Origin of the sequence: Arthrobacter sp. Y81 (assembly GCF_002929335.1) — a bacterium.
Lineage (GTDB): Bacteria > Actinomycetota > Actinomycetes > Actinomycetales > Micrococcaceae > Arthrobacter.
This window is the reverse complement of sequence record NZ_PJIL01000001.1, coordinates 226173-248835: the sequence shown is the minus strand read 5'-3', so window position 1 is coordinate 248835 and position 22663 is coordinate 226173. Positions and strand designations below refer to the sequence as shown.

The 22663-nt window shown below is 66.8% G+C and carries 19 protein-coding genes; 3 read left to right on the top strand and 16 right to left on the bottom strand.

Annotation, left to right across the window (positions count from 1 at the left end; translation table 11 throughout):
• Positions 1-41: 41 nt before the first annotated feature.
• The 3 genes from guaB to CXQ91_RS01205 all read right to left on the bottom strand — a co-directional run bounded on the left by guaB (position 42) and on the right by CXQ91_RS01205 (position 5958).
• Complete coding sequence (gene guaB, locus CXQ91_RS01215) at positions 42-1553, bottom strand: IMP dehydrogenase (RefSeq protein ID WP_104172102.1); 1512 nt, start codon at positions 1551-1553, stop codon at positions 42-44.
• A 275-nt stretch (positions 1554-1828) separates the two neighbouring features.
• Positions 1829-3886 carry an acyltransferase family protein gene (locus CXQ91_RS01210; RefSeq protein ID WP_104172101.1) on the bottom strand — a complete coding sequence of 686 codons (2058 nt, stop codon included), beginning with the start codon at positions 3884-3886 and terminating at the stop codon, positions 1829-1831.
• Positions 3883-5958 (bottom strand): acyltransferase family protein, encoded by a 2076-nt coding sequence (locus CXQ91_RS01205; protein ID WP_104172100.1) that lies wholly within the window; start codon positions 5956-5958, stop codon positions 3883-3885. Before CXQ91_RS01205 ends, CXQ91_RS01210 begins: the two co-directional genes overlap by 4 nt.
• A gap of 212 nt (positions 5959-6170) precedes the next feature.
• Between CXQ91_RS01205 and CXQ91_RS01200 the strand changes: the two genes are divergently transcribed.
• Positions 6171-7139: a DUF389 domain-containing protein gene (locus CXQ91_RS01200; RefSeq protein WP_104172403.1), complete on the top strand. Its 969-nt coding sequence runs from the start codon at positions 6171-6173 to the stop codon at positions 7137-7139.
• Here CXQ91_RS01200 and CXQ91_RS01195 read toward each other — a convergent pair.
• From CXQ91_RS01195 to CXQ91_RS01170, 6 genes are all read right to left on the bottom strand, one after another.
• Positions 7136-8227, bottom strand: a complete 1092-nt coding sequence (locus CXQ91_RS01195) for an NAD(P)/FAD-dependent oxidoreductase (RefSeq protein ID WP_104172099.1) — start codon at positions 8225-8227, stop codon at positions 7136-7138. The two genes, CXQ91_RS01200 and CXQ91_RS01195, sit on opposite strands and share 4 nt — an antisense overlap.
• Positions 8228-8277: 50 nt before the next feature.
• A complete protein-coding gene (locus CXQ91_RS01190; protein WP_104172098.1) occupies positions 8278-8589 on the bottom strand; it encodes a hypothetical protein in 312 nt (103 codons plus the stop codon).
• A gap of 93 nt (positions 8590-8682) precedes the next feature.
• On the bottom strand, positions 8683-10323 hold the full coding sequence (locus CXQ91_RS01185) for a response regulator transcription factor (RefSeq protein WP_104172097.1): 1641 nt from the start codon (positions 10321-10323) through the stop codon (positions 8683-8685).
• Positions 10324-10506: 183 nt separating this feature from the next.
• Positions 10507-12117 (bottom strand): chaperonin GroEL, encoded by a 1611-nt coding sequence (groL, locus tag CXQ91_RS01180; RefSeq protein WP_104172096.1) that lies wholly within the window; start codon positions 12115-12117, stop codon positions 10507-10509.
• Between the two features lie 85 nt (positions 12118-12202).
• Positions 12203-12496 carry a co-chaperone GroES gene (groES, locus tag CXQ91_RS01175; protein WP_003805290.1) on the bottom strand — a complete coding sequence of 98 codons (294 nt, stop codon included), beginning with the start codon at positions 12494-12496 and terminating at the stop codon, positions 12203-12205.
• Positions 12497-12703: 207 nt separating this feature from the next.
• Positions 12704-13090: a hypothetical protein gene (locus CXQ91_RS01170; protein WP_104172402.1), complete on the bottom strand. Its 387-nt coding sequence runs from the start codon at positions 13088-13090 to the stop codon at positions 12704-12706.
• A gap of 55 nt (positions 13091-13145) precedes the next feature.
• Between CXQ91_RS01170 and CXQ91_RS01165 the strand changes: the two genes are divergently transcribed.
• Entirely contained in the window at positions 13146-14390 is a 1245-nt protein-coding gene (locus tag CXQ91_RS01165) for a class I SAM-dependent methyltransferase (RefSeq protein ID WP_104172095.1), read from the top strand.
• 46 nt (positions 14391-14436) lie between these two features.
• Here CXQ91_RS01165 and CXQ91_RS01160 read toward each other — a convergent pair whose 3' ends face one another.
• Together CXQ91_RS01160 and CXQ91_RS01155 are read right to left on the bottom strand one after the other, a co-directional pair.
• The gene (locus tag CXQ91_RS01160; protein WP_258073779.1) at positions 14437-15267 is read right to left on the bottom strand and encodes a shikimate 5-dehydrogenase; all 831 of its coding nucleotides are present in this window, start codon (positions 15265-15267) and stop codon (positions 14437-14439) included.
• A 137-nt stretch (positions 15268-15404) separates the two neighbouring features.
• Positions 15405-16835 carry a glycoside hydrolase family 3 N-terminal domain-containing protein gene (locus CXQ91_RS01155; RefSeq protein ID WP_181038746.1) on the bottom strand — a complete coding sequence of 477 codons (1431 nt, stop codon included), beginning with the start codon at positions 16833-16835 and terminating at the stop codon, positions 15405-15407.
• A gap of 414 nt (positions 16836-17249) precedes the next feature.
• Between CXQ91_RS01155 and CXQ91_RS01150 the strand changes: the two genes are divergently transcribed.
• Positions 17250-18401: a glutamate--cysteine ligase gene (locus CXQ91_RS01150; RefSeq protein WP_104172093.1), complete on the top strand. Its 1152-nt coding sequence runs from the start codon at positions 17250-17252 to the stop codon at positions 18399-18401.
• A 69-nt stretch (positions 18402-18470) separates the two neighbouring features.
• Here CXQ91_RS01150 and tsaD read toward each other — a convergent pair whose 3' ends face one another.
• The 5 genes from tsaD to alr are packed head-to-tail and all read right to left on the bottom strand — an operon-like array spanning position 18471 to position 22648.
• Complete coding sequence (gene tsaD / locus CXQ91_RS01145) at positions 18471-19595, bottom strand: tRNA (adenosine(37)-N6)-threonylcarbamoyltransferase complex transferase subunit TsaD (RefSeq protein WP_104172092.1); 1125 nt, start codon at positions 19593-19595, stop codon at positions 18471-18473.
• Positions 19592-20107 (bottom strand): ribosomal protein S18-alanine N-acetyltransferase, encoded by a 516-nt coding sequence (rimI, locus tag CXQ91_RS01140; protein ID WP_104172400.1) that lies wholly within the window; start codon positions 20105-20107, stop codon positions 19592-19594. Before rimI ends, tsaD begins: the two co-directional genes overlap by 4 nt.
• Positions 20108-20163: 56 nt before the next feature.
• A complete protein-coding gene (gene tsaB, locus CXQ91_RS01135) occupies positions 20164-20835 on the bottom strand; it encodes a tRNA (adenosine(37)-N6)-threonylcarbamoyltransferase complex dimerization subunit type 1 TsaB (RefSeq protein ID WP_104172091.1) in 672 nt (223 codons plus the stop codon).
• Positions 20835-21428 (bottom strand): tRNA (adenosine(37)-N6)-threonylcarbamoyltransferase complex ATPase subunit type 1 TsaE, encoded by a 594-nt coding sequence (gene tsaE, locus CXQ91_RS01130; protein WP_104172090.1) that lies wholly within the window; start codon positions 21426-21428, stop codon positions 20835-20837. The genes tsaB and tsaE overlap by 1 nt, the downstream gene beginning before the upstream one ends.
• Positions 21425-22648 carry an alanine racemase gene (alr, locus tag CXQ91_RS01125; RefSeq protein WP_104172089.1) on the bottom strand — a complete coding sequence of 408 codons (1224 nt, stop codon included), beginning with the start codon at positions 22646-22648 and terminating at the stop codon, positions 21425-21427. Before alr ends, tsaE begins: the two co-directional genes overlap by 4 nt.
• Positions 22649-22663 lie beyond the last annotated feature (15 nt).

The following is a 22663-nucleotide window of genomic DNA, read 5'->3' as shown; positions in this document are numbered from 1 at the left end:
GAACTCCCCACCTCCTCAACAGTCGGGCGAGGCCGGTCGGCTTAGCGTGAACCGTAGTTCGGAGCTTCCACCGTCATCTGGATGTCGTGCGGGTGCGATTCCTTGAGGCCGGCCGGCGTGATGCGGACGAACTTGCCGCGTGCCTTCAGCTCGGCCACGGTCGGAGCGCCGGTGTAGAACATGGTCTGGCGAAGGCCGCCCACCAACTGGTAGGCAACGGATGCCAGCGGGCCGCGGTAGGCCACGCGGCCTTCGATGCCTTCCGGAATGAGCTTGTCATCGCCGGACACGTCGGCCTGGAAGTACCGGTCCTTGGAGTAGGACGTGTTCTTGCCGCGCGTCTGCATGGCCCCGAGGGATCCCATGCCGCGGTAGCTCTTGAACTGCTTGCCGTTGACGAAGATGAGCTCGCCGGGTGATTCGTCACAGCCGGCCAGCAGGGATCCGAGCATCACGGTATCGGCGCCGGCAACCAGCGCCTTGCCGATGTCGCCCGAGTACTGGAGGCCGCCGTCGGCAATCAGCGGAACGCCGGCCGGGATGGCCGCCTTCGCGGACTCGTAGATGGCGGTGATCTGCGGAACGCCCACACCCGCCACAACGCGGGTGGTGCAGATGGAGCCCGGGCCCACGCCCACCTTGATGCCGTCGGCACCGGCGTCAATCAGCGCCTGCGCACCCTCGCGAGTGGCGGCCTGGCCGCCGATGATGTCCACGTGCGCCGCTACGGGATCGGACTTCAGGCGGCGGATCATGTCCAGCACACCCTGGGAGTGCCCGTTGGCGGTGTCCACGAACAGGGCATCCACACCGGCGTCGATGAGGGCCATGGCACGTTCCCAGCCGTCACCGAAGAAGCCGATGGCGGCGCCGACGCGCAGCCGGCCTTCGTCGTCCTTCGTGGCCAGCGGGTACTGCTCCGCCTTGGTGAAGTCCTTGGTGGTGATGAGGCCCTTGAGCCGGCCCTGCTCGTCAACAAGGGGAAGTTTTTCAATCTTGTTGGTGGCCAGTTTGTGCGAGGCCTCCTCGCGGCTGATGCCGACGTGCCCGGTGACCAGGGGCATCTTGGTCATGACATCGCTGACTAGGCGGATCGGGAAATCCGCTTCCGGCACGAAGCGGGTGTCGCGGTTGGTGACGATGCCCAGCAGCCGCATGCCCTCGTCCACGACGGGCAGGCCGGAGACGCGGTAGTGCGAGCAGATCTCGTCCAGCTCGGCCAGCGTCGCTTCCGGCCCGATGGTCAGCGGGTTGGTGATCATCCCGGACTCGCTGCGCTTCACACGGTCAACCTGGTCGGCCTGGTCCTGGATGGACAGGTTGCGGTGCACCACGCCGAGGCCGCCCTGGCGGGCCATGGCGATGGCCATCCGGGACTCCGTGACGGTGTCCATGGCCGCGGAGAGCAGCGGTGTCTGGACGGAGATGCGCTTGGAAATGCGCGAGGACGTGTCTGCCTCTGACGGGATGACGTTGGTGTGTCCGGGCAGGAGCAGGACGTCGTCGTAGGTCAGGCCGATGAAGCCGAACGGGTTGTGTTCGGGCTGGGTCATGAGTGCGCCTCTTACCTTAATTTCTGGGGGTTCACGGGTAGGGGTTGCAGCTGATGACCAGCCCGTCATTACGGGACTGGCCTGTGCAGAATTTCGTGCGGGGGTTGCTACGTTCGCGCGGAAGTATTGAATAAATTCTAGAACCTCGGCGGCGATCCCCATATTCCGCGGCGGTAATGTGAGGAACCGCACCCACCGGCCCCGGCTCGGGCGGGGTACCGCCGGCCATGCCCGGCCCACGCGGCGGCACCGCCCCAGGCGGGGTGCCCGCCGGCTCAGGTCCAGCCGGTGGCGGCGAGCAGCCGCTGCTCGAACATGGGAATCATGCTCTGCACGTACGTCTTGGTCAGATGGTTGTCATCCTTGTAGACGTATACGTTACCCACCACGGCCGGACAAATGCCGTCCGCGCAGATGAAGTCGCTGAGGTCCATCAGGTGGAGACCGTCCACCTTGCCGCGGTATTCGTCCAGCGGTGAGGACCCGGCGAGCGATTCAGAGAGCGGAGGATTGCACTCCTCCGCGGCGGCGCCCCGCTTCTGCACGCACTCCGGCATGTTGAAACCGAAGCGCGGGTTGTCCCGGACGCCCACGACGTCCATGCCGGCGTCAGTGAACGGTTTGATGCCCTCAAGGTAACCCGGAACTTCGGTTTCGAAAGGTGCCTCAACGTGCGTCATTGACGCAACGGTGAACACAGCGTCCGGCTTGTGCTCGAGTACATATTCCGCGCTGGCCTTGTTGAAGGCATTGCACTCCGCGTCCCGCTCGGCCGACTCTGCGCCGAAGCGGCAGCTGCCTTTCAGGAGCGTCACCACTTCCCAGCCGTGCTCCTTGGCGATCGGGCCAAGCGCGGCCATGTACTGCTGCGCGTGCGAGTCGCCAAGCACCACGATGCGTTTGGTGACAACTTCCGGTTTGCTGTTCTGCAGGCAGCCGGACAGCAGCGGATCACTGGGCACGTTGCCGTCCGTGCATAGCCCGTCGATGTCCGCCCACTCGTCTTTCATGGCAGCCGGCGCCGGAATGATCTTGGCTTCCGGCGTCGGCTTCCCGGCGTTTTCCGGGGCCAGGGCGGCCGCACCGGGAGTCAGTTCCCTGGGCTGCGCGGCGGCTGCTGCTTCTTCAGCAGTCAGTTTGGTCTGCCAGAGTGACACCGGCCCGGCGAGAAGCGCGCCGCAGGCCACGATCACGACGGCGTTGCGCCAGATCCGCCGCTGCGGCCAGTGCCATTCACGCAGCGGCTTCTCCACAAAGCGGGTGGTGAGGACGGCCATGACCACGGAAGCGGCCACGATGGCGAGGCCCTGGACGAGGTTGGGTGACACAATTCCGGTGCCGGCGAGGGCAAGTACCAGCAGCGGCCAATGCCAGAGGTACAGCGCGTAGGAATTGTCGCCGAGGGACACGAGCGGCTTCCAGCTCAGCAGGCGGTCGGCGCCGAAGCGGCTGCCGCTCTGGCCGGCCACGATGATGGCGGCGGCCGCCAAGGTGGGCCACAGCGCCACAAACCCGGGAAAGGACCGGTCCACGGTCAGCAGCAGGCCGCAGGAGACCATGGCCGCGACGCCTGTCCAGCCCAGGATGACCCGGACGATTTTTCCGGGCTTCAGGTAGGGCAGCGCCAACGCGAGGAGTGAGCCCAGCGCGAATTCCCACAGCCTGGTCCGGGTGTCGAAGTAGGCGTAGGCCTGGTTCGTGGCGGTCTGGTCAATGGAGTAGGCAAGCGACACGGCAAAGATCGCCCCGAAGGCAACGGCCAGGAGCAGCCGGTAGCTGACGGCCGGCCGGCGGAGGACCCGGTGCAGCAAGGCCACTCCCGCAAAGACGAGCGGCCACAGAATGAACACCTGCCCCTGGATGGACAGCGACCAGAAATGCTGGAGCGGGCTCGCGCCCGAGTGGTCCTGGGCGTAGTAGTCGACGGCCGAGTCCGCGAGCAGCCAGTTCTGCCGGTAGAGCAGGGAGGCCCATGCCTCGTCCAGGACGTCCGGCCAGCGGCTTTGGGGCAGGACGGCCCACGTCCCGATGAGGACTCCCAGAATAACCACGACGGCGGCCGGCAGCAGCCGCTTGAAGAGGTGCAGCCAGTGGCTGACCAGCTTGAGGGGGCTGCCGTTTTCCACCTTGCGAACGAACGAGAGCGTAAGCAGGAAAGCGGAGATGAGCAGGAAGATGTCCACGCCCCCGGATACCCGGCCCAGCCAGACGTGGTACGTCACCACCATCAGCACGGCGAGGGCCCGAAGGCCCTGGACCTCCGGGCGGTACTCCTTCCTGGCCGCCTTGCCGCCGCTGGCTTTGTTAGTTTCCGTCAGTGTTTGCGCCGTCATTGTTCCTTCCAGCCGGTTGCCGCCAACAGCCGATCCCCGAATGCGGATGACATGCTGGCGACGTACGTGCGGCTGAGGTGATTGTTGTCCAAATAGACAAAGGTGTTTCCGACGACTCCCGGGCAATTGGTGCCGTCACAGATCAGGTCGGTCATGTCCATAAAGGTCATGCCGCGGACTTTTCCCTCCAGTGGTGCAAACGGACTCTCGGTGGCCAGCAGGTTGGCCTGGGCCGGCCGGCAATCCGGGCTGTCTTTGCCTTTCGTCACCACGCAGTCGGCCATGTTGAAGTCGAACCGTGGATTGTCCCGGATGGCAACAACGTCGATACCTTGGCCCGTCCATGTTGTGGCCAGTTCCTCGAGCCCGGGGGTGAGGACTTCGGCAGGGGACGAAGGCGCCGCTGCGGTTCCGACCAGCATGATGGCGTCGGGAGGGTTCTTGGCAATCTGCTCCTGCACCGCATCGTTGTAGGTGGCGCAGTCCGGGTTAGTTGCACGGAATTCATCTGTCGATGGCTGGACCTGGCATCCGCCCTTGAGCATCGCGTAGACGGTCCAATCTTTTTGTTCCCCGACGGCTGCGATGGCGGCGAGCCACTGCTGCGCGTGCGAATCGCCCAGCACCAGAACGGATTTCGACGAGTCGTCGGACTCCCGGCTTTGGCTGCATGTGTTCCGGACTGCATCGTCGGCAGGCTCCAGCGCACCCGTGCAGGGGCCGGAGAGAGTTGCCCAGTCCACGGGCAGCTGCTCCGCGGCCGGCAGTATCGCGGCGTCGCTGTCACTCTTGTCAATAAATCCGGGGAGCAGCGCCTGCGCGCCCGGGTTGTTCCGCTGGGCAGCGGCCTGCGCCGCCTCGGCCGCGAAATGCTGCTGCATCTGGACTCCGGTCAGGGGGACCACAACGATGAGCACGCACGCGGCCACAGAGACAGTTGCGCGTCGGCGGTTGACCTCGGGCCATTTCCACTCGCGCCACGGCTTCTCGACAAAGCGGGTGGTGAGGTACGCCAGCCCCATCGACACGACGATGATGACGGCACCGGAGAGGGGTCCGGCGTGGTCGCGGCCCGTTGCGGCGAGGGCGATGACCAGGACGGGCCAATGCCACAGGTACAGCGCATAGGAGTTGTCCCCAAGCCGGACAAGCGGGCCGGTGCTCAGGATCCTGTCCACACCGAACCGGCTTCCGGTTTGTCCCGCTGCGATAACGCTGGCCGCCGCGAGCGTTGGCCAGAGCGCGGCAACGCCAGGGAAGGCCGCCTGGACATTGAGCAGGATTCCGCAGCTGAGCATGGCCAGAATGCCCACCCAGCCCAGGATGATGCGTCCCGTCCGGGGAATGCGAAGGCCGGGCAGAATCAGCGCCACGAGGGTGCCGAGCGCGAATTCCCACAGGCGCGCACCGGTGTCGAAGTAGGCCTGCGCCTGGTTGGTGATGGTGAAGACGATCGAGTAAGTGAGGGACACCAGGAAGACCCCGGCGAAGATGTAGCAGAGCAGGATGCGGTAGTGCAGCCGGAACCGTGTGGCGAGGAGTGCGGCGCCGGCAAACGCCAGCGGCCAAAGAATGAAGACCTGCCCCTGGATGGACAGGGACCAGAAATGCTGGAATGGGCTGGCCAGGCTGTGGTCGGTCGCGTAGTAGTCGACGGCACGCGCCTGGAGCAATGCGTTTTCATAATAGAAGAGGGACGCCCAGGCCTGGTCCACGATGTCCAGCCAGCGGGTGCGCGGCAGGAGAACGTAGCTCGCCGCCAAGGTGGCGGTTATGGCCGTGACGGCCGCCGGCAAAAGACGCCGGAAAAGGTGCAGCCAGTGCTTGATCAAGGCCATCGGCCGGCCCTGCTCGTACTTGCCTACGAACTGCAGCGTCATGAGGAAGGCAGAGATGAGCAGGAACACATCAACGCCGCCCGACACCCGCCCAAACCAGACGTGGTAGCTGACCACCATCAGTACGGCCAGGGAACGTAGTCCCTGGATTTCGGGCCGGAACTTTGATTTTCGGTTCGGCTCAACGCCGGCGCCATTGCGGCGCGGCGAGGCTAGGGCTCTCGCTACAGACATAGAAAAACCCCTCAAGCGGATAGACAAAGCATCCATGTTACCGAATCGTAATGTTCATCGCCAATCGGCGGCGCAGCGAAGGAGCCCCGCCTCCCATTAAGTCACTGCAAGCTGGGAGTTTCCAGAGCAGCGCTACGGCCGTCGGCCGGTCCGGAAACTAGGCTGGTGCGAGGCCGGACCGTGAAGCCGGCAGACACTGAGGAGTGGCCAACGTGATCGTTCAGGTGCGCATCTGCATACCCGCGGAGCTCTCAGACCTTGTGGTGGAAAGCTGCACACAACAAACCGGGACGGCGGAAGTGGCCGTCCAAAAAGGTGCGTCCATCCGGCCGCCCGGCGATGTGGTGGTGGTCCACGTCGCCAGGGAATCGGTGGAGGAGCTGCTCGAAAAGCTGCATGTCCTGAAGGTGCAGGAGATGGGTTCCATTTCCATCTCCATGCCGGAGCTGGTGCTCTCCCGGCGTGCCGACCAGGCCGAAGCCGCGGCACCCGGCGACGGGGCCGACGCCGTGATCTGGGACGAGGTGACCCGCCAGACGGGCGAGGATGCGCGCCTCACGTGGAGCTACTTGGCGTTCCTTGTCCTGGCAACCCAGCTGGCCGCCATCGGCATCGTCACAAATTCGACCATCGCCATTGTCGGGGCCATGGCGGTCGGGCCGGAGTTCGGGCCGCTCGCAGCCCTGGCCGTCGCGCTGGCCCAGCGCAAATGGAAGCTGGGTCGGAGTGCCGCCCTGGCGTTGGGCGTCGGCTTCCCGGTAGCCATGCTCCTGGCTGCCCTCAGCGCCTGGCTTTCGGTGCCGCTGGGGCTCTTTCCCGCCAATGCCCTCGACACCGGGTCCGCCGTCGAGTTCATCTACCATCCCGGCCCCTACTCGCTGATCGTTGCCGTACTGGCCGGCGCCGCCGGGATGCTCTCGCTGATCAGCCGCCGCTCGGCCGCCCTGATCGGGGTCTTCATTTCCGTGACCACCGTTCCCGCTGCAGGCTTCGTGGCAGTTGCGCTCGTCCTGGGCGAATACCAGAAAGCGGCAGGATCGGCGGTTCAGCTGCTGCTGAACCTCGTGGGAATCGTGGCTTCGGCTCTGGCCGTCCTGGTTTTCTATCGCATGATCACCAGGCGGCTGCCCGAGAACATGGCCCGGCGGCTGAGGAACCAGGCGCTGCGTGCCCGGGGCTAGCCGGCGGCCGGGATCTTCCCGGCCAGGTATCGGGCGTCCCGGCATGAACCGGGGAGGGTAGCCGAAGCCGCGGCGTACATGAATTCCTCGCCCAGGAAGAACAGCCCGGGCACGTCGGTCGCCACGCCGCGGTGCTGCCTGGGCCGCCCGCCGCCGTCGAACACCCGCGGTTCGATCCAGTCGAACGACTCACGATAACCGGTGCACCAGATCACGTTGGACACATCATCAAGGGGGCTGCCTGCCACAACGGGCTGTCCGTCCTTCACACCGGTGACCCTCGGGACGAACTCGACGCCGGCAGCAGCCAGGTCTTTGCTCTTGGTCCTGATCAGGGGGTCGGCATGGGACAGCTTGTGCGGTGCAGCCTTACGGCCAATCGGAGTGTCAAGGGTGAGCACATGGAGCCCGAGGAAACGCACCACGGGGAGGGCGAAGCGCGCCGCGGCCCGTCCGTGCCGCACCGGCAGCTCGCCGCCCGGCTTGCCCGCGATCACCGTGGGGTGCGTCCGGCTGACTTCAAGGGCAATTTCCGCTCCCGAGTTTCCCAGCCCCACAATGAGGACACGGCCGTCCTGGAGCTGGCCCGGGTTCCGGTATTCGCTGGAGTGCAGTTGATTTATGGACGGCGCAAGCTCTGCCGCAAAGTCCGGCAGCCTTGGCGCCTGGGTGCAGCCGGTGGCCACAACGACGTTGCTGGCTTCCCACCGGCGGCCGTCCGAGGCCGCCACGTACCGTCCCTGTTCGCGCCAGAGCCTCTCGACCCGGATGCCGCTACGGACCGGGAGGTCAAAAGTGGCGGCGTAGGCTTCAAGGTAGTCCGCGAGCTCGTCCTTGGTTGGGAAGGACAGCCGGTCGCCCGGAAACGGCAAACCGGGCAGGCCGTCGTACTTCGCCGGTGTGAACAGCCTCAGGGTGTCCCAGCGCTGCCGCCAGGCGTCGCCTATGCGCGGATTCGCGTCCAGGATCAGGAATCTCCGGTCCTGGCGCTTGAGGTAGTGCCCCATGGCAAGGCCGGCCTGTCCCCCTCCGATGACGAGGGTGTCGAGTACCTCGCGTGCCCCGCCGTCGTCGTTCCTGTTGTTCATTGTGGTGCCTCCTGTTCAGGCGCTGCGGATTCATTCGATGAACCGTCCCGTCAGTTGCCGGGCGCCCCGCCGATTCCCGGCCGCCCGCCACCAGGACCGGGCCGCTCGTTCCTGTAGCGCAGCCACCACACGAGCATCAGTGCGGATGCCACTACGTATACCGCGTGGAGCAGCCAGATCGGCCCGGCCGGCAGGTGGAACACGTAGACAGAATGGACAGCGTTGGCCACATTGCTCAGGACCAGGTTGCTGAGGCTGTACGACGCCAGGTCCTTGGTCCGCGCCGCCTTGAGGAGCATCGGCAACATTCCAAGGGCGAACAGCACGGTCGAGAACGTGCCGGCCAGGACGGGAAGGTTCATAGTTCGACAGTAGGTCCGCGTCCCCGCGCTCCGCGTCGGCAGAATTATGCATCTTGCCCGGGTCCGGCTGGGTAGTTGTATGCAGCCCGCGGCTCACCCCGTGAGCCCGTGGTCGTAGGCGTACCTGGTGGCGGCAACCCTGGACTGCAGCCCAAGTTTGAGGAAGATGTTGCTGATGTGGCGGGCAACAGTCTTTTCACTCAGGTAGAGCTCGCCGGCGATCACACGGTTGGCCATTCCGGCCGCAACGAGCCGGAGGACTTCGAGCTCCCGCGGCGTGAGGGGTCCGGCGTGCTTGTCCTGCGCCCGCGCCTGCTGGAGCGAGGCGGCCCAGGCAGACGCCGGGGCTGCGCCGAGGGCAAGGAACTCGGCATGGGCCGCCTCGAAGTCCATCTCCGCCGAATCGTCGTCGCCTGATGCGCGGCACGCCAGGCCCACGAGGGTGCGGCAGCGTGCTGCCTCGAACGGAACATCCAGTTCCCGCCAGAGCGTCCACGCCCGCCGCAGGACCGGCTGGGCCCGGGCGGGTTCTCCTTCGGCAAGGAGGACGGCGCCGCCGGCCTGGCACGAGGCAGCCTGCAGCATGGGCATCGCGGAGTCCTGCGCCACAGAGGCCAGTTCGTCGGCGGACCTCCGGGCAGCGGCCGCGTCGCCCGCGGCAAGCTCGATTTCGACGAGCGCCGGCAACAGGTGGCGGCGCGTGGCGAGGTCGGCGGCGTCGGCTGCCCTGCGGATGAGGGTCTGCGCGGCGGGGGTGTCTCCACGGGCCAGCTTCAGCAGCGCGAGTCCCGGCTGGGGCTCATAACCGCTGCGCGCGGCCTGCCGGAAGCATTCCTCGGCCGCTGCGAACTCACCCCTCAGCCGTTCCACTTCGCCCTGTTGGTAGTAGCCGCCGTAGAGGGCCTGGTAGTCCCCGGCGGCGGACAGGCCCTGCGCGTTCTTAGCGGCGCTGATGGCGTCATCCCAGGCCCCATGCAGCCGGTACAGTTCGGCACGGTGTGCCTGGCACTGGCCGCTGTACAGGACCATGTCCGGCCGTCCGCCGCACCAACGGTCCAGCGCCGCTGTCCACTCCAGGGCGCGGCGCAGGTCGAAGGCCAAGTGAGAGTTGCCGATCACGGCGCAGTAGATGATGCCCGAGGGGACCGGCGAAAGCTCCCCAGCGGTTACCGCAACCATCACCTCATCAAAAAGCCCGAGGCCGGTGTTGGTGTCGCCGAGCATGAGGCTGGCCTGGCCTGTACCCAGCAGCGAGAGTGAGATGAGATCCCTGTCCTGGAACCTTTCCCCGATGGCAAGGGCGTCCGCGAAAAGGCCGCGGGCACCTTCGGGGTTGCCGCCGTACAGCATGCCCAGTGCCGCGGGAACCATCAGCAGGCCCTCCACTGCGCAGGGCTCGTCCAGCTCAGCCACAAGCCGCCCGGCACGGGCAAACCAGCCCGAACTGCGGGCCATCTGACCCGTGTTCATGAGATGTATGCCGGTCCACCCGGCGCAGCGTGCCGCGCTGGCAACATCGCCGACGACGAGGTACTCCTCGTGCGCGCGGGTGAGGGTGTCAATTCCCATGGCGGACTTGCCCGTCAGGATTTCCACTGTTGCCAGGCGCTCCAGGTCGGGAGCAGGTAGCCCTCCCCGCTGGTCGGCGTCCAGGAAGTGTTCGAAGGCCTCGGTCCAGCGATGCTCTTCGAAGGCGGATCGGCCCCGGTCAAGGCCGGCTTCTGATGTTGCCATGATGCCTCCCCGCGGATCCGCCGGCCCCGCCGGCGCGGTCCGCGTCCCATCTCTAAGCGCCACGGTACGCCGGGCCTGCCGGGGGCACAAGCTACTGCAAAGGGGCCGGGAACAGCGGTCAAGAGGGCACGAAAAAGCCGGCCCGGCGGAGGCCGGACCGGCTTTTGCCGAGTTGGCTACTAGCTAGTGCTGGTGGCCTGCGTGCTCGTCCTCGTCGGCCGGCTTTTCGACAACGAGGGTCTCGGTGGTGAGAACCAGCGCTGCGATGGAGGCGGCGTTGCGGAGGGCTGCGCGCGTCACCTTGACGGGGTCGATGACTCCGGCAGCGATGAGGTCTTCGTATTCGCCGGTCTTGGCGTTGAAGCCGTGGTGGATGGCGGATTCCGCGACCTTGGCAGCGACGACATAGCCGTCAAAGCCGGCGTTCTGGGCGATCCAGCGCACAGGCTGGACCAGTGCGCGGCGCACGATGCCCACAGCTGCTGCTGCATCGCCTTCGAGCGCCGTAACGGCAGGGTCCTCGTCCAGTGCCTTCAGGGCGTGGATGAGGGCGGAACCGCCACCGGCAACGATGCCTTCTTCGAGGGCAGCGCGGGTGGAGGACACGGCGTCCTCGATGCGGTGCTTCTTTTCCTTCAGCTCAACCTCGGTGGCTGCGCCGACCTTGATCACACCGATGCCGCCGGCCAGCTTGGCCAGGCGCTCCTGCAGCTTTTCCTTGTCCCAGTCGGAGTCGGTGCGGGTCAGCTCGGCGCGCAGCTGGGCAACCCGTGCCGCAACGTCCTCTGCCGATCCGGCACCATCAACGATGGTGGTGTTGTCCTTGGTGACCGTGATGCGGCGGGCCGTACCCAGCACCTCAAGGCCAACGGAGTCCAGGCTGAGGCCCAGTTCCGGGGAGACAACCTGTGCACCGGTGAGGGTGGCGATGTCCTGCAGCATTGCCTTGCGGCGGTCACCGAAGCCCGGAGCCTTGACGGCAACGACATTCAGGGTGCCGCGGATGCGGTTGACGATCAGCGTGGACAGTGCCTCGCCGTCGACGTCTTCGGCAATGATGAACAGCGGCTTGGAGCTCTGCAGCGCCTTCTCCAGCAGCGGCAGGAAGTCCTGCACCGAGGAGATCTTGCCCTGGTTGATCAGGATGAGGGCGTCTTCAAGGACAGCTTCCTGGCGTTCCGCGTCGGTGACGAAGTACGGGGACAGGTAGCCCTTGTCGAACTGCATGCCCTCGGTGAGGACCAGTTCGGTCTGCGTGGTGGAGGACTCCTCGATGGTGATCACACCATCCTTGCCGACCTTGCCGAAAGCCTCGGCCAGGAGCTCGCCGATCTCGTCGCTCTGTGCCGAAATGGCGGCGACGTTGGCAACCTGGGTGCCTTCGACCGGGCGAGCGTTCTCGAGCAGGCGGGCAGCAACGGCTTCCACTGAAACCTCGATGCCGCGCTTGATCTGGCCCGGAGCGGCGCCAGCCGCAACGTTGCGCAGGCCTTCCTTGACCAGTGCCTGTGCCAGGACGGTGGCCGTGGTGGTGCCGTCACCGGCAACATCGTTGGTCTTGGTGGCGACTTCCTTGGCCAGCTGTGCGCCAAGGTTTTCGAACGGGTCATCCAGTTCGACTTCACGGGCGATGGTCACGCCGTCGTTCGTGATGGTGGGAGCGCCCCACTTCTTGTCCAGCACGACGTTGCGGCCGCGCGGGCCGAGCGTCACCTTGACCGTGTTGGCGAGCTTGTCGATGCCGGCTTCAAGCGACCGGCGGGCAGCGTCGTTAAACGCAAGCTGCTTTGCCATGGTTTTGTCCTTTCAAGACAGAAACCCCGCGCAGCTGATCTGTCAGACATGCATCAGACGGATCGGCGGCGCGGGGGTCCAAGAGTTACTTTACGACGATCGCCAGAACGTCGCGGGCGGACAGCACGAGGTACTCGGTGCCGCCGGTCTTGACTTCGGTTCCGCCGTACTTGGAGTAGATAACAACGTCGCCGACGGCTACGTCGACCGGAACACGGTTGCCGTCCTCGAAGCGGCCGGGGCCTACTGCGACAACTTCGCCTTCCTGCGGCTTCTCCTGCGCGGAGTCCGGGATAACCAGGCCGGAAGCCGTGGTCTGCTCGGCTTCGAGCGGGCGGACAACAATACGATCCTCAAGAGGCTTAATAGAGACCGACACTCGGACCTCTCCTTCTACGTCAGTAAATTCATGGACTGGAAAACTGTTGCGCCTCGGCGTGCAAACCGTCGTCGCGGTGCCGGCAGCAGCGTGGCTGGCAGTTCTCCATGTGTTAGCACCCTCCTAGGGAGAGTGCTAATGATGACTCTATGTAAGTGGTTAGCACTCGGTCAAGGCGAGTGCCAGAATTTCGTCCCCGGTGAACGGTTAGCGCCCTGCCAGGTCCTCAAAGTCGACGTCGTCGCCGTCGTCCGTGTCGTCGTCTCCCGTAATGTTGCGGTTCCGGTAAAGCACGACGGCGGCGGCGAGCGCCGTGACCACCGAGGCAATCAGGACCACCAGTCCGCCCGCGCGGACGGCAGTGTACGACTCGCGGATTTGCCGCGCCTCGTCGGTGGCGTCCTGGATGTTCTTGCCGCCCACCGAGTACACGGTCGCGTTGAAGGAATCCAGGACGAAGATGATCACCAGGAGCGCCAGGCAGACTACGGCGATGGCGGAACCGGCGATCAGCGCCGGCCTGGCGTACTTCGCAAGGCCCGTTTGGTGTTGGTGGTCATTACTCTCCGGCTGCGGCCCTGCACTGTCTTCCATGCTTCCCACACTATCCGCACCGTGCGTGTCCGCCGCCTCGATTAGGCTTGATGACATGGCTGACGCACCGCAGGACCTGATCGCCCCGCTCCTGACCAGCGAAGGCTGGGAGCTGCTGGCCTCGCTGGGGCCGTACCGGGAGGACGATGCGTTCCGGCTCAATGAATCACTCCGGAAGGCCGGCCACTCCCCCGCCCTGGTGTCGGCGGTCCTCACCCAGTCCCGGCTGCGGACCAAGGCTGAAGCCAAGTTCGGCGAATTTGCCCGCCAGATGATTTTCACCCAGGCGGGGCTGGAGCAGGCCACGCGACTCAACGTCGCGGCCAGGCACGCGGAACGGTTCGCGACCGCCGGAATTGAACATGTGGCCGATCTCGGCTGCGGGCTCGGTGCCGATTCCATGGCACTGGCCTCGATGGACATCCGGGTCACCGCCGTGGAAATGGACGAGACCACTGCCGCCTGCGCCACCATGAACCTGATTCCCTTCCCGCACGCCAGCGTGGTTCACTCCGATGCCACCTCCGTTCCCCTCGACGGCGTGGACGGCGTCTGGCTGGATCCGGCCCGCCGCACCACCTCCAGTTCCGGGACGCGGCGAATCTGGGATCCGGAGGAATTCTCCCCGCCGCTGTCTTTCGTGGAATCCCTTGCAGGGTCGGGACGGGCAGTGGGCGTGAAGATGGGACCGGGCATTCCGCATGATTCCGTCCCGGCAGGCTGCGAGGCGCAGTGGGTTTCCGTGGGCGGCGACGTCACCGAGGTGACTTTGTGGTTCAACGCGGTCAGCCGGCCGGGCATCCGGCGGGCGGCGCTTCTCCTCGGCCCGCAAGGCGCCGCGGAGATCACCAGCGCAGAAGAGTTCGACGCCGGCCCCGTCGCCCCCGTGGGCCCGGTGGAGGGCTACCTCTACGAACCTGACGGCGCCGTTATCCGCGCCGGCCTCGTGGCGGACGTCGCGGCCCGGCTCGGCGGCCACCTCCTGGACGAACACATCGCCTACATCTGCGCGCCCGAACTCGTGGATACGCCGTTTGCCAGGGCCTACCGGGTCCTGGAGGTCATGCCCTTCAACGTCAAGGCCCTCAAGGCCTGGGTGAAGCAGCACAACATCGGCGTGCTGGACATCAAGAAGCGGGGCACGTCGGTCACCCCGGAAGAACTCCGCAAGCAGCTTCTCGCCGGGGGCAAAAACGGCGGCAAGGGGTCCAAAGGCAAAAAGACAGCCACCCTGGTCCTCACCAGGATCGGCGAGGACCGGGTGGCCATCTCGGTGGATCCGGTACAGCCCGGCGCCTAGCCCGCTGCCCTGTTACCGGGCCTTCTCCGTTGCCTGGCCTTCTCCGTTACTGCGCCCGCATGAAGTCTTCTGCCGCCCGGACCTGCTCGTCGGTGGGCCGGACGCCGGTGTACAGCACAAACTGCTCCAGGGCCTGGATGGTGGCTACTTCCGCGCCGGTGATGACCGTCTTGCCGGCAGCACGGGCTGCCCTGATGAGGGGCGTCTCGGCGGGCAGCGCAACGACGTCGAACACCACCTGCGCGGCGTTCACCGCCGCCGGCGGGAAGGACAGCGAATCGACATCCGGGCCGCCCGCCATCCCCACCGGGGTCACGTTGATGATCATGTCCGCCGTGCCGCCTGCATCCGCCGCGGGAAGCTCGGGGCTCCACTTGAACCCGTAGAGATCCGCGAGCGGCTTACCGGATGATTCGTTGCGGGCGATGATGGTGACGTCCCGGAATCCTGCGTCGCGGAGGGCGGCGGCGGTGGCTTTGGCCATGCCGCCGGAACCCTTGAGCAGCACCGAGTAGTTCGTCGGGACGGCGTTGCGCTGCAGCAGCTGCTCGATCGCCGTGTAGTCAGTGTTGTAGGCCGTGAGCTTGCCGTCGTCGTTCACGATGGTGTTGACCGAATCGATGGCCTTGGCCGAGGGGTCCATGACGTCAACCAGCGCAATGACGTCTTCCTTGTACGGCATGGACACCGCGCAGCCCCGGATGCCCAGTCCCCGGACGCCGGCGATCGCCTGGGCCAGGTCCGTGGGCGCGAAGGCCTTGTAGATCCAGTTCAGGCCCAGCTGCTCATACAGATGGTTGTGGAAACGGGTTCCGTTGTTGCTCGGCCGGGCCGAGAGGGAGATGCACAGGGTCATGTCTTTATTCAGAATTGGCACGTGGTCCATTAAACGCCCGGCAGCCGCAGATCCCCCTTAAGGAGGGGGCAGGTCGCGAACTAAGACGGACGGGACGGCACTATTACGCAGCCGGGATTAGTACGCAGCCGGGCGGCGGCGCTCAGGGGCGGCGGCGCTCAGCAACCGCTGCCGGGGGCGAAGGGCCCGACGGCGACAGGCAGCTTTCCGGGGGCGGTCGCCTTTCCCGCCAGGACGGCAGCCAGGGCGTTGAAGGCTTCCTGGCTGCGTCCGTACAGCGCCACCTTGGCCGGTGCTGCCGAGCCCGCCAATGACCACGGCGCATCGAGGGCCACCACAACGTCGCCTTGGGCCGGCGGCTCTTCGTAGCCGATCAAGGTCACAAGCGGTCCTGCGCCGACGGTGATACCGGCCGCACGCGCGGCCTGGACAAAACGGGCCCGGTCCTGTTCACTGCCTCCGGCCAGCCGGACGCTGCCGGGCACCATCGCACCCCGGCACGGTCCGGCAAGGACGGTGACTGCGGCCGCGGAAACACGCTGGGAGAGGGCGGAACCGCTGCCCGGCGCGGCGCCCTGCGGCGCAGGGGTCCGGGCGCGCCACATCATCATCGTCACCACCCGCTGGGCCGCCTCCTCCAGGCGCGGCAGAGGCAGCGTGCCGGATTTGACGGCACTGACCACTGCCGCGTGCGCCGCTGCCACGTCCCCGGGCATCAGCAGCAGGTCCGCACCCGCGGCCAGCGCCCGTGGCGCGGCTGATTCATCGGGGAACTGCTTTTGCACCGCGCCCATGTTGAGCGCGTCCGTCACGGCAACGCCCTTGAAGCCCATGCCGCGCAGGGCCGCGTAGCTCGGTTTGGACAGCGACGCAGGAATTCCCGGCTCCAATGCCGGGACGGAAATGTGGCCTGTCATGATCATCGGCAGGCCGGCATCGATCGCGGCCTGGAACGGTTTCCAGTCCTTCGCCCGGAGTTGCTCCACCGTGGCCTTCTGCACGGGCAGGCTCTCATGCGAATCGACGGCTACGGAACCGTGCCCGGGAAAGTGCTTGGCCGAGGGCAGAAGCCCGGCCGACAGCATCCCCTGGGCAAAGCCAGCGCCCAGGCTGGCCGCCGCGTCCGCGTTCCCGGACATTGACCTGGCGCCGATGGTGGGATCCTGCGGCCCGGCGGTGACATCAGTGGCAGGCGCGAAGTCCGCGTTGAATCCCAGCCCGGCCAGCTCGGAAGCCAACGCCTTGCCGGCATCGGTTGCCAGCGCGAGGTTGGCTGCGGCGCCGTAGCTCATGGGAGCCGGCCATTCCGTCAAGGGAGCGCGGAGCCTGGCCACCACGCCGCCCTCCTGGTCCACACCCATGATGGCCGGCCAGGTACGTCCGTCCGCCTTGGCCGCTTTCTGCAGGCGTGCCAGTCCAGCCGCCATGGCGGCGGTGTCCACGGTGCCGTCGGCGGCGCGCGGCACGTTATCGCCCATGACGATTGATCCGCCGAGGTGCAGCCGTTCCATGGTGGCCGCGTGGGCTGCGAAGTCGGTGCCGGCGAAGAACGGCATCAGCACCTGTCCGGCCTTTTGTTCAACGCTCATTTTCGCGACGGCTGCGCGCGCCGCGTCTTCGTCCTTCTGCTGCGGGCCCCAGCCCAGTTGCCGCTCCCCCGGGGCGGGCGTGGAAGGTTTCGGGGTTGCCGGGCGGCCCGAATCAGCGGGGCCGGAGCGGGTGGCGCTACCCGACGGCGTTGCCGACGCAGTGTCCGGCGACGTTCCGGACCCGGACGGAGCGGGCACGCCGGTGCAGGAGACGGATGCAAGCACTGCCGCCGTCACCGCGAAGGCGGCTGCTGTTTTGGCTGCTGTTTTGGCCACTGTGTTCCTGTGAGCACTTTCACTGCGTCCCTGAGTCCAAGCCATCACCTCGATGCTACCCCTGCACTAGACTTGAACCACCCGTTGCCCGCCCGCAGGCGGCTTCGGCAGGTGACGGCGGAACAGTGAAGGGACCACATGAAGATTGATTTCGCTTCATCCAGGCAATCAACTCTTGGTGTGGAATGGGAGCTGGCCCTGGTCAACGCGCAGACGGGCGAACTGGCCTCGGTGGCCAATGAGGTGCTCCGCGGTGTGGCGGCCAATCATCCCGAGCTTAACGAGGATGACGAACACCCCCACATCAAGCAGGAGCTCCTGCTGAACACCGTGGAACTCGTCACCGGCATCTGCGAAACAGTGGCCCAGGCCAAAGCCGACCTCAGCAGTTCCCTGGCGGCAGTCCGGGAAGTCACCGACCCCATGGGCGTCGAAGTCTTCTGCGCCGGAAGCCACCCTTTCAGCCCTCCCCAGCTGCAGCCGGTGACGGACAAGGCCCGCTACGCCAAGCTGATCGACCGCACCCAGTGGTGGGGCCGCCAGATGGTGATTTACGGAGTCCACGTGCACGTGGGCCTGGACAGCCGGGACAAGGTCCTGCCGGTGCTGGACGGTTTGGTGAACTACTTCCCGCACTTCCAGGCGCTGTCCGCGTCCAGCCCGTTCTGGGGCGGCGAGGACACCGGCTATGCGTCCCACCGTGCCCTGATGTTCCAGCAGCTTCCCACTGCCGGCCTGCCATTCCAGTTCTCCACCTGGGCGGAGTACGAGTCCTACGTCGAGGACATGTTCACTACCGGAGTGATCGACACTATCTCCGAGATCCGCTGGGACATCCGCCCGGTCCCCAACCTCGGCACCATCGAGATGCGCATTTGCGACGGCCTGGCCACCCTGGAGGAGGTCGGCGCCATCGCAGCCCTGACCCAGTGCCTGGTGGACGAATTCTCCACCACGCTGGATAACGGCGGCACGATTCCCACCATGCCGCCCTGGCATGTCCAGGAGAACAAATGGCGCGCGGCCCGGTACGGCCTCGAGGCGATCATCATCCTCGATGCCCAGGGCAACGAGAAGCTGGTCACCGAGCACCTGCTTGAAACCCTGAACCGGCTCGAACCCGTGGCCGCGAAACTCGGCTGCTCGGACGAGCTCGCCGACGTGGAAAAGATCATCAGCCGTGGAGCCGGCTACCAGCGGCAGCGCCGGGTGGCCGCGGAGCACGGCGGCAACCTCCAGGCCGTGGTGCTCGACCTCGTCAGGCAGATGCGGAACGGCCCCACCGCCTGAGGCGCAGCGCCTCCATTCGACCCTGAGGCGGCGCCGCGAAGCAGTGCCGCGCTCCGGCCTTGCCCGGGGCTACGCCGAAACCGTGGTGACCGGCATGGACGAATCCGGGGCGAAGCCGATCCCGCTGGGGTCGATACCCGCCATGACCAGCTGGGCCCCCAGGGCGGCCACCATGGCACCGTTGTCAGTGCACAGCTCGAGCGGCGGAACGGTCAGCCGGATCCCGGCCGCGCTGCACCGCTGTTCGGTGAGCTGGCGCAGCCGCGAATTCGCCGCGACGCCGCCACCCAACAGGAGTTCGGTGATGCCGTTTTCCTTGCAGGCGAGCACAGCCTTGGACGTGATGACGTCCACCACTGCCTCCTGGAAGGCGGCCGCGATGTCCGCGACCGGCACCTCTTCCCCGCGGGCTTCGAACTGTTCCACGCAGCGGGCGACGGCGGTCTTCAGTCCGCTGAAGGACCAGTCGTAGCGGTGGGGGCCGGGTTCCTCCGCGGTGCCCATGTACTTGGGCTGCGTGAGTCCGCGCGGGAACCGGATGGCTTTCGCGTTGCCGGTCCGGGCGAGTTTGTCGATGGCCGGTCCGCCCGGATAGCCGAGCCCCAGGAGGCGTGCGACCTTGTCGTAGGCTTCCCCGGCAGCGTCGTCAATCGTGGACCCCAGCAGCTCGACGTCGTCCGTGATGCTCCTGATCCGGAGGATTTCGGTGTGCCCGCCGGAGACCAGCAGGGCGCCCAGGTTCTCCGGCAGCGGGTTGGCCGGCGACGCGTTCTCCGGCGACGAACCGGTAAACGGGCGCGGGCCGCCGTCGTCCGGCTGCAGCAGTCCAACACCGACGTGCGCCACCAGGTGGTTGATGGCATACAGGGGCTTGCCCGTGGCCACGGCGAGCGCCTTGGCGGCGCACACGCCCACCATCAGCGCCCCGGCCAGCCCCGGCCCGGAGGTGACGGCGATCGCGTCGACGTCGTCGAGGGTTACCCCGGCGTCTGCCAGGGCCTCCTGCAGCGTGGGCACGAAGGCGTCCAGGTGCGCACGGGACGCGATCTCGGGGATGACGCCGCCAAACCGTACATGCTCATCCATGGAGGACGAGACGGTGTTGCTGAGCAGGGCGGTTCCGCGAACGATACCCACACCCGTTTCATCGCAGGAGGACTCGATCCCCAGGACAAGGGGCTGCGTTCGGTTCATGGTGTGTCTGCCTTCGTTGCCGGCAAGTGGTCTGTGGCCGCCTGTGTGCTCCCCTGTCCGGATGCCAGGCCGGACACAGGGCTGGAGTCCTGCAGCTGGAGCCGCATGATCAGGGCATCAACGCCGTCCCGGTAGTACCTCGGCCGGACGTGGATCTGTTCGAAGCCGAAGCGCCGGTAAAGGCCCTGGGCGCGGGGATTGTCCGCCCGGACTTCCAGCAGCACGTCCGCCGCGCTGCGCCGCGCGCTTTCCGCAATGAGCTCGGTCAGCAGGGCCGAGCCGATACCCTTGCCCTCGCATTCGGGTACCACCGCGATGGTCTGCACGTCCGCAATCGGCTCGATGCACATCAGCCCGGCATAGCCCACAATCTCGCCGGCAATTTCGGCCACGAGGTAATGGCGGGTCTGGGCCTGTGCCAATTCGTCATGGAACATCTGGAGCGGCCACGCATCCACGGGGAACAGCCTGCGTTCGAGCATGTGCACGGCGGGGATGTCTGCCCCGTTCATGGCGCGCAGCGTCACACCGGCCGGGGCGGTGCCGGCTGCGCCGCCAGCGATGCCGTTCACAGTGCACGCTTCCGGGGTCCGGGCACCTGGGCGTCGGACTCGCGGAGGTACAGCGGCGTGGAGTCCAGCAGCTGCTCCCCCGCGGCGAGCCTGGCCAGGGCGAACTGCCCCAGGTAGAGCGCATCGGGCTGTTCGGAACTGAAATCCGGATCGGCGCGGAGGACGTCTTCGTAGATGCCCGCGCCGGCGCCGTAAGCCGGGAGGTCGGGCAGGTCGGCCGCGAACCCCACGTGCGGTCCGTCCACCAGGCGGGGCAGCTGGCCGTCAGCGAGGGAGTAGCGGGCCCAGTACACCTCTTTGCGCCGGGCGTCGGTGGCCACCAGGAATTCCGGCACGGCGGACGTGGATTCCGCCACTTCCAGTGCCATGGCGTCCAGGCTCATCATGCCGTACAGGGGTTTGCCCCACACGTAGGCCAGGGTCCGTGCGGTGGCGATCCCGGACCGCAGTCCCGTGAACGGCCCCGGGCCCACGCCGGTCACGATCGCGTCGATGTCCGAGCCCGTGATCCCCGCGTCGGCCAGGAGTGCGTCGATGCCGGGGGCCAGCACTTCGGCGTGGCTGCGGGTGTCCTCGGTGGAGAAACTCGCCAGCACTCCTTCGGGCGCATCGTCCGAAACCAGCGCCGCGCTGGCCACGGCTGAAGTGTCGATGGCAAGGATGAGCATCAGGGGCTCCCTTTCAAGGCGGCAGGCAGCAGGGGCTGCTCAGCCCAGCGCGGGCCGAAGCCGCGGATCACGATGGTGCGGGGCTCGTCGTCGTCGTCCGTGTCGAAGTCCAGAACACCGTCCGCGCCGTCCGCGCCGTCCGGGGTGGAGGTACCGGGTAGGGCGGCGCCGCCCAGCGGCCGGTGCAGTTCGACGTCGAGCAGGCTGTCACTGAGGTGTTCCACCCGGCCCCGGCCCCACTCCACCACCGTTACGGTGCTGTCCATGGTGTTTTCCAGGTCGATGTCATCGATTTCCGCCGCGGACTCCAGCCGGTAGGCGTCCACGTGCACCAGATCGGGTCCCCCGGGGCGCGGCCCGTCCGGAAGGCTGGGATGGATGCGGACCAAGACAAACGTGGGGGAAATGATGCCGGACCGCACGCCCAGGCCTTCGCCGAGGCCCTGGGTGAAGGTGGTCTTGCCGGCACCGAGCTCGCCCGTCAGGATGACCAGGTCGCCCGCCTCGAGGACGGAGCCGAGGGCCGCCGCGAGGGCATGGGTTTCCTCGGCGCTCTGTACTGCCAGGGACAGTTCCCACTGCGGATCGCTCATCCGGCCCCGCCCTGCCCCTCAGCCTGGCCCTCGTTGATGTAGTGCCGCGGAACACGCGGGCTGATCCGGGTCACAATCTCGTAGTTGATGGTGCCGGCAGCGCGGGCCCAGTCATCCGCCGTCGGCCCGCCGTCGGCGCCGTCGCCGAACAGGACCGCTTCGGCTCCCAACACGCTGGCTCCGCCGGACGCCACACCGCGGGGTCCGAGGTCGATCACCATCTGGTCCATGGCGATCCTGCCCACCACCGGGTAGTTGCGGCCCTCCACACGGACGGGACCGCCCGTGGCTACCCGCGGCACGCCGTCGGCGTAGCCCATCGGGATCAGCCCCAGGGTGCTGGCGCCTGCGGTGTGGTAATTGAGTCCGTAGGAGACACCCTGGCCGGCCGGGACGTCCTTGCAGTGCGACACCTTGGTGCGGACGGTCATCGCAGGGCGGAGTCCCAGCTCGGCCGGGGTCTGGCCCTCAAAGGGTGAGAGACCGTAGATCCCGAGGCCCACGCGGACCAGGTCGAAGTGCGTGTCCGGGCGGGAAAGCGTGGCGGGGGTGTTGGCCAGGTGCCGGACTTCGGGGTCCACCCCGGCGTCCTCGGCGATTGCCAGGACTTCGCGGAAGGCCTTCAGCTGCTCGTCCGTTTCCGGGCGGTGCGGTTCGTCCGCCACGGCAAGATGGGAGAAGATTCCCACCACACGGAGCAGGCCCTCGTCCTGGTACTCCATTGCTTCGCCCACCAGGCTGTCCCACGCCTCCAGCGTTGCGCCGTTGCGGCCCAGGCCGGTGTCCACTTTCAGGTGGACGCGCGCGGGGCGCTCCTGCTCCCGGGCCGCCAGGACGATCTTGTCCAGTTCCCAGCCGGAGCAGCCGATGTCGATTCCGGCGGCAACAGCGGCACTGAAGTTGCTCTCCGGGGTGTGCAGCCAGGCCAGCAGGGGGGCCTCGATGCCCGCAGCCCGCAGGGCCAGCGCCTCGGAAATATGCGCAACACCAAGCCAGCGGGCGCCTGCCTCGAGGGCTGCCCGGGCCACGGGAACGGCACCGTGCCCGTAGGCATCCGCCTTCACCACGGCCATGACCTTGGCCGGCGACGCCACCGCCGCCACGTGGCGGACGTTGTGCCGGATAGCGTCCAGGTCGATTACTGCTGAGCGTTCGTTGGCGGGGCCAGACGCGGAGTCCGGGACGGGCCTGACGTCGCCGGCTGCTGCTTGGTAAGTCACCCTAGTGATTCTAGT

What these genes read in the sequence shown, in the direction of transcription:
- tsaD (WP_104172092.1), bottom strand. Translation starts at nt 19,595, where the DNA reads ATGAACCGAACGCAGCCCCTTGTCCTGGGGATCGAGTCCTCCTGCGAT.
- tsaE (WP_104172090.1), bottom strand. Translation starts at nt 21,428, where the DNA reads ATGAGCGATCCGCAGTGGGAACTGTCCCTGGCAGTACAGAGCGCCGAG.
- CXQ91_RS01165 (WP_104172095.1), top strand. Translation starts at nt 13,146, where the DNA reads ATGGCTGACGCACCGCAGGACCTGATCGCCCCGCTCCTGACCAGCGAA.
- tsaB (WP_104172091.1), bottom strand. Translation starts at nt 20,835, where the DNA reads ATGCTCATCCTTGCCATCGACACTTCAGCCGTGGCCAGCGCGGCGCTG.
- CXQ91_RS01210 (WP_104172101.1), bottom strand. Translation starts at nt 3,886, where the DNA reads ATGACGGCGCAAACACTGACGGAAACTAACAAAGCCAGCGGCGGCAAG.
- CXQ91_RS01150 (WP_104172093.1), top strand. Translation starts at nt 17,250, where the DNA reads ATGAAGATTGATTTCGCTTCATCCAGGCAATCAACTCTTGGTGTGGAA.
- CXQ91_RS01195 (WP_104172099.1), bottom strand. Translation starts at nt 8,227, where the DNA reads ATGAACAACAGGAACGACGACGGCGGGGCACGCGAGGTACTCGACACC.
- CXQ91_RS01155 (WP_181038746.1), bottom strand. Translation starts at nt 16,835, where the DNA reads ATGAGCGTTGAACAAAAGGCCGGACAGGTGCTGATGCCGTTCTTCGCC.
- CXQ91_RS01190 (WP_104172098.1), bottom strand. Translation starts at nt 8,589, where the DNA reads ATGAACCTTCCCGTCCTGGCCGGCACGTTCTCGACCGTGCTGTTCGCC.
- groL (WP_104172096.1), bottom strand. Translation starts at nt 12,117, where the DNA reads ATGGCAAAGCAGCTTGCGTTTAACGACGCTGCCCGCCGGTCGCTTGAA.
- CXQ91_RS01170 (WP_104172402.1), bottom strand. Translation starts at nt 13,090, where the DNA reads ATGGAAGACAGTGCAGGGCCGCAGCCGGAGAGTAATGACCACCAACAC.
- guaB (WP_104172102.1), bottom strand. Translation starts at nt 1,553, where the DNA reads ATGACCCAGCCCGAACACAACCCGTTCGGCTTCATCGGCCTGACCTAC.
- rimI (WP_104172400.1), bottom strand. Translation starts at nt 20,107, where the DNA reads ATGAACGGGGCAGACATCCCCGCCGTGCACATGCTCGAACGCAGGCTG.
- CXQ91_RS01185 (WP_104172097.1), bottom strand. Translation starts at nt 10,323, where the DNA reads ATGGCAACATCAGAAGCCGGCCTTGACCGGGGCCGATCCGCCTTCGAA.
- CXQ91_RS01205 (WP_104172100.1), bottom strand. Translation starts at nt 5,958, where the DNA reads ATGTCTGTAGCGAGAGCCCTAGCCTCGCCGCGCCGCAATGGCGCCGGC.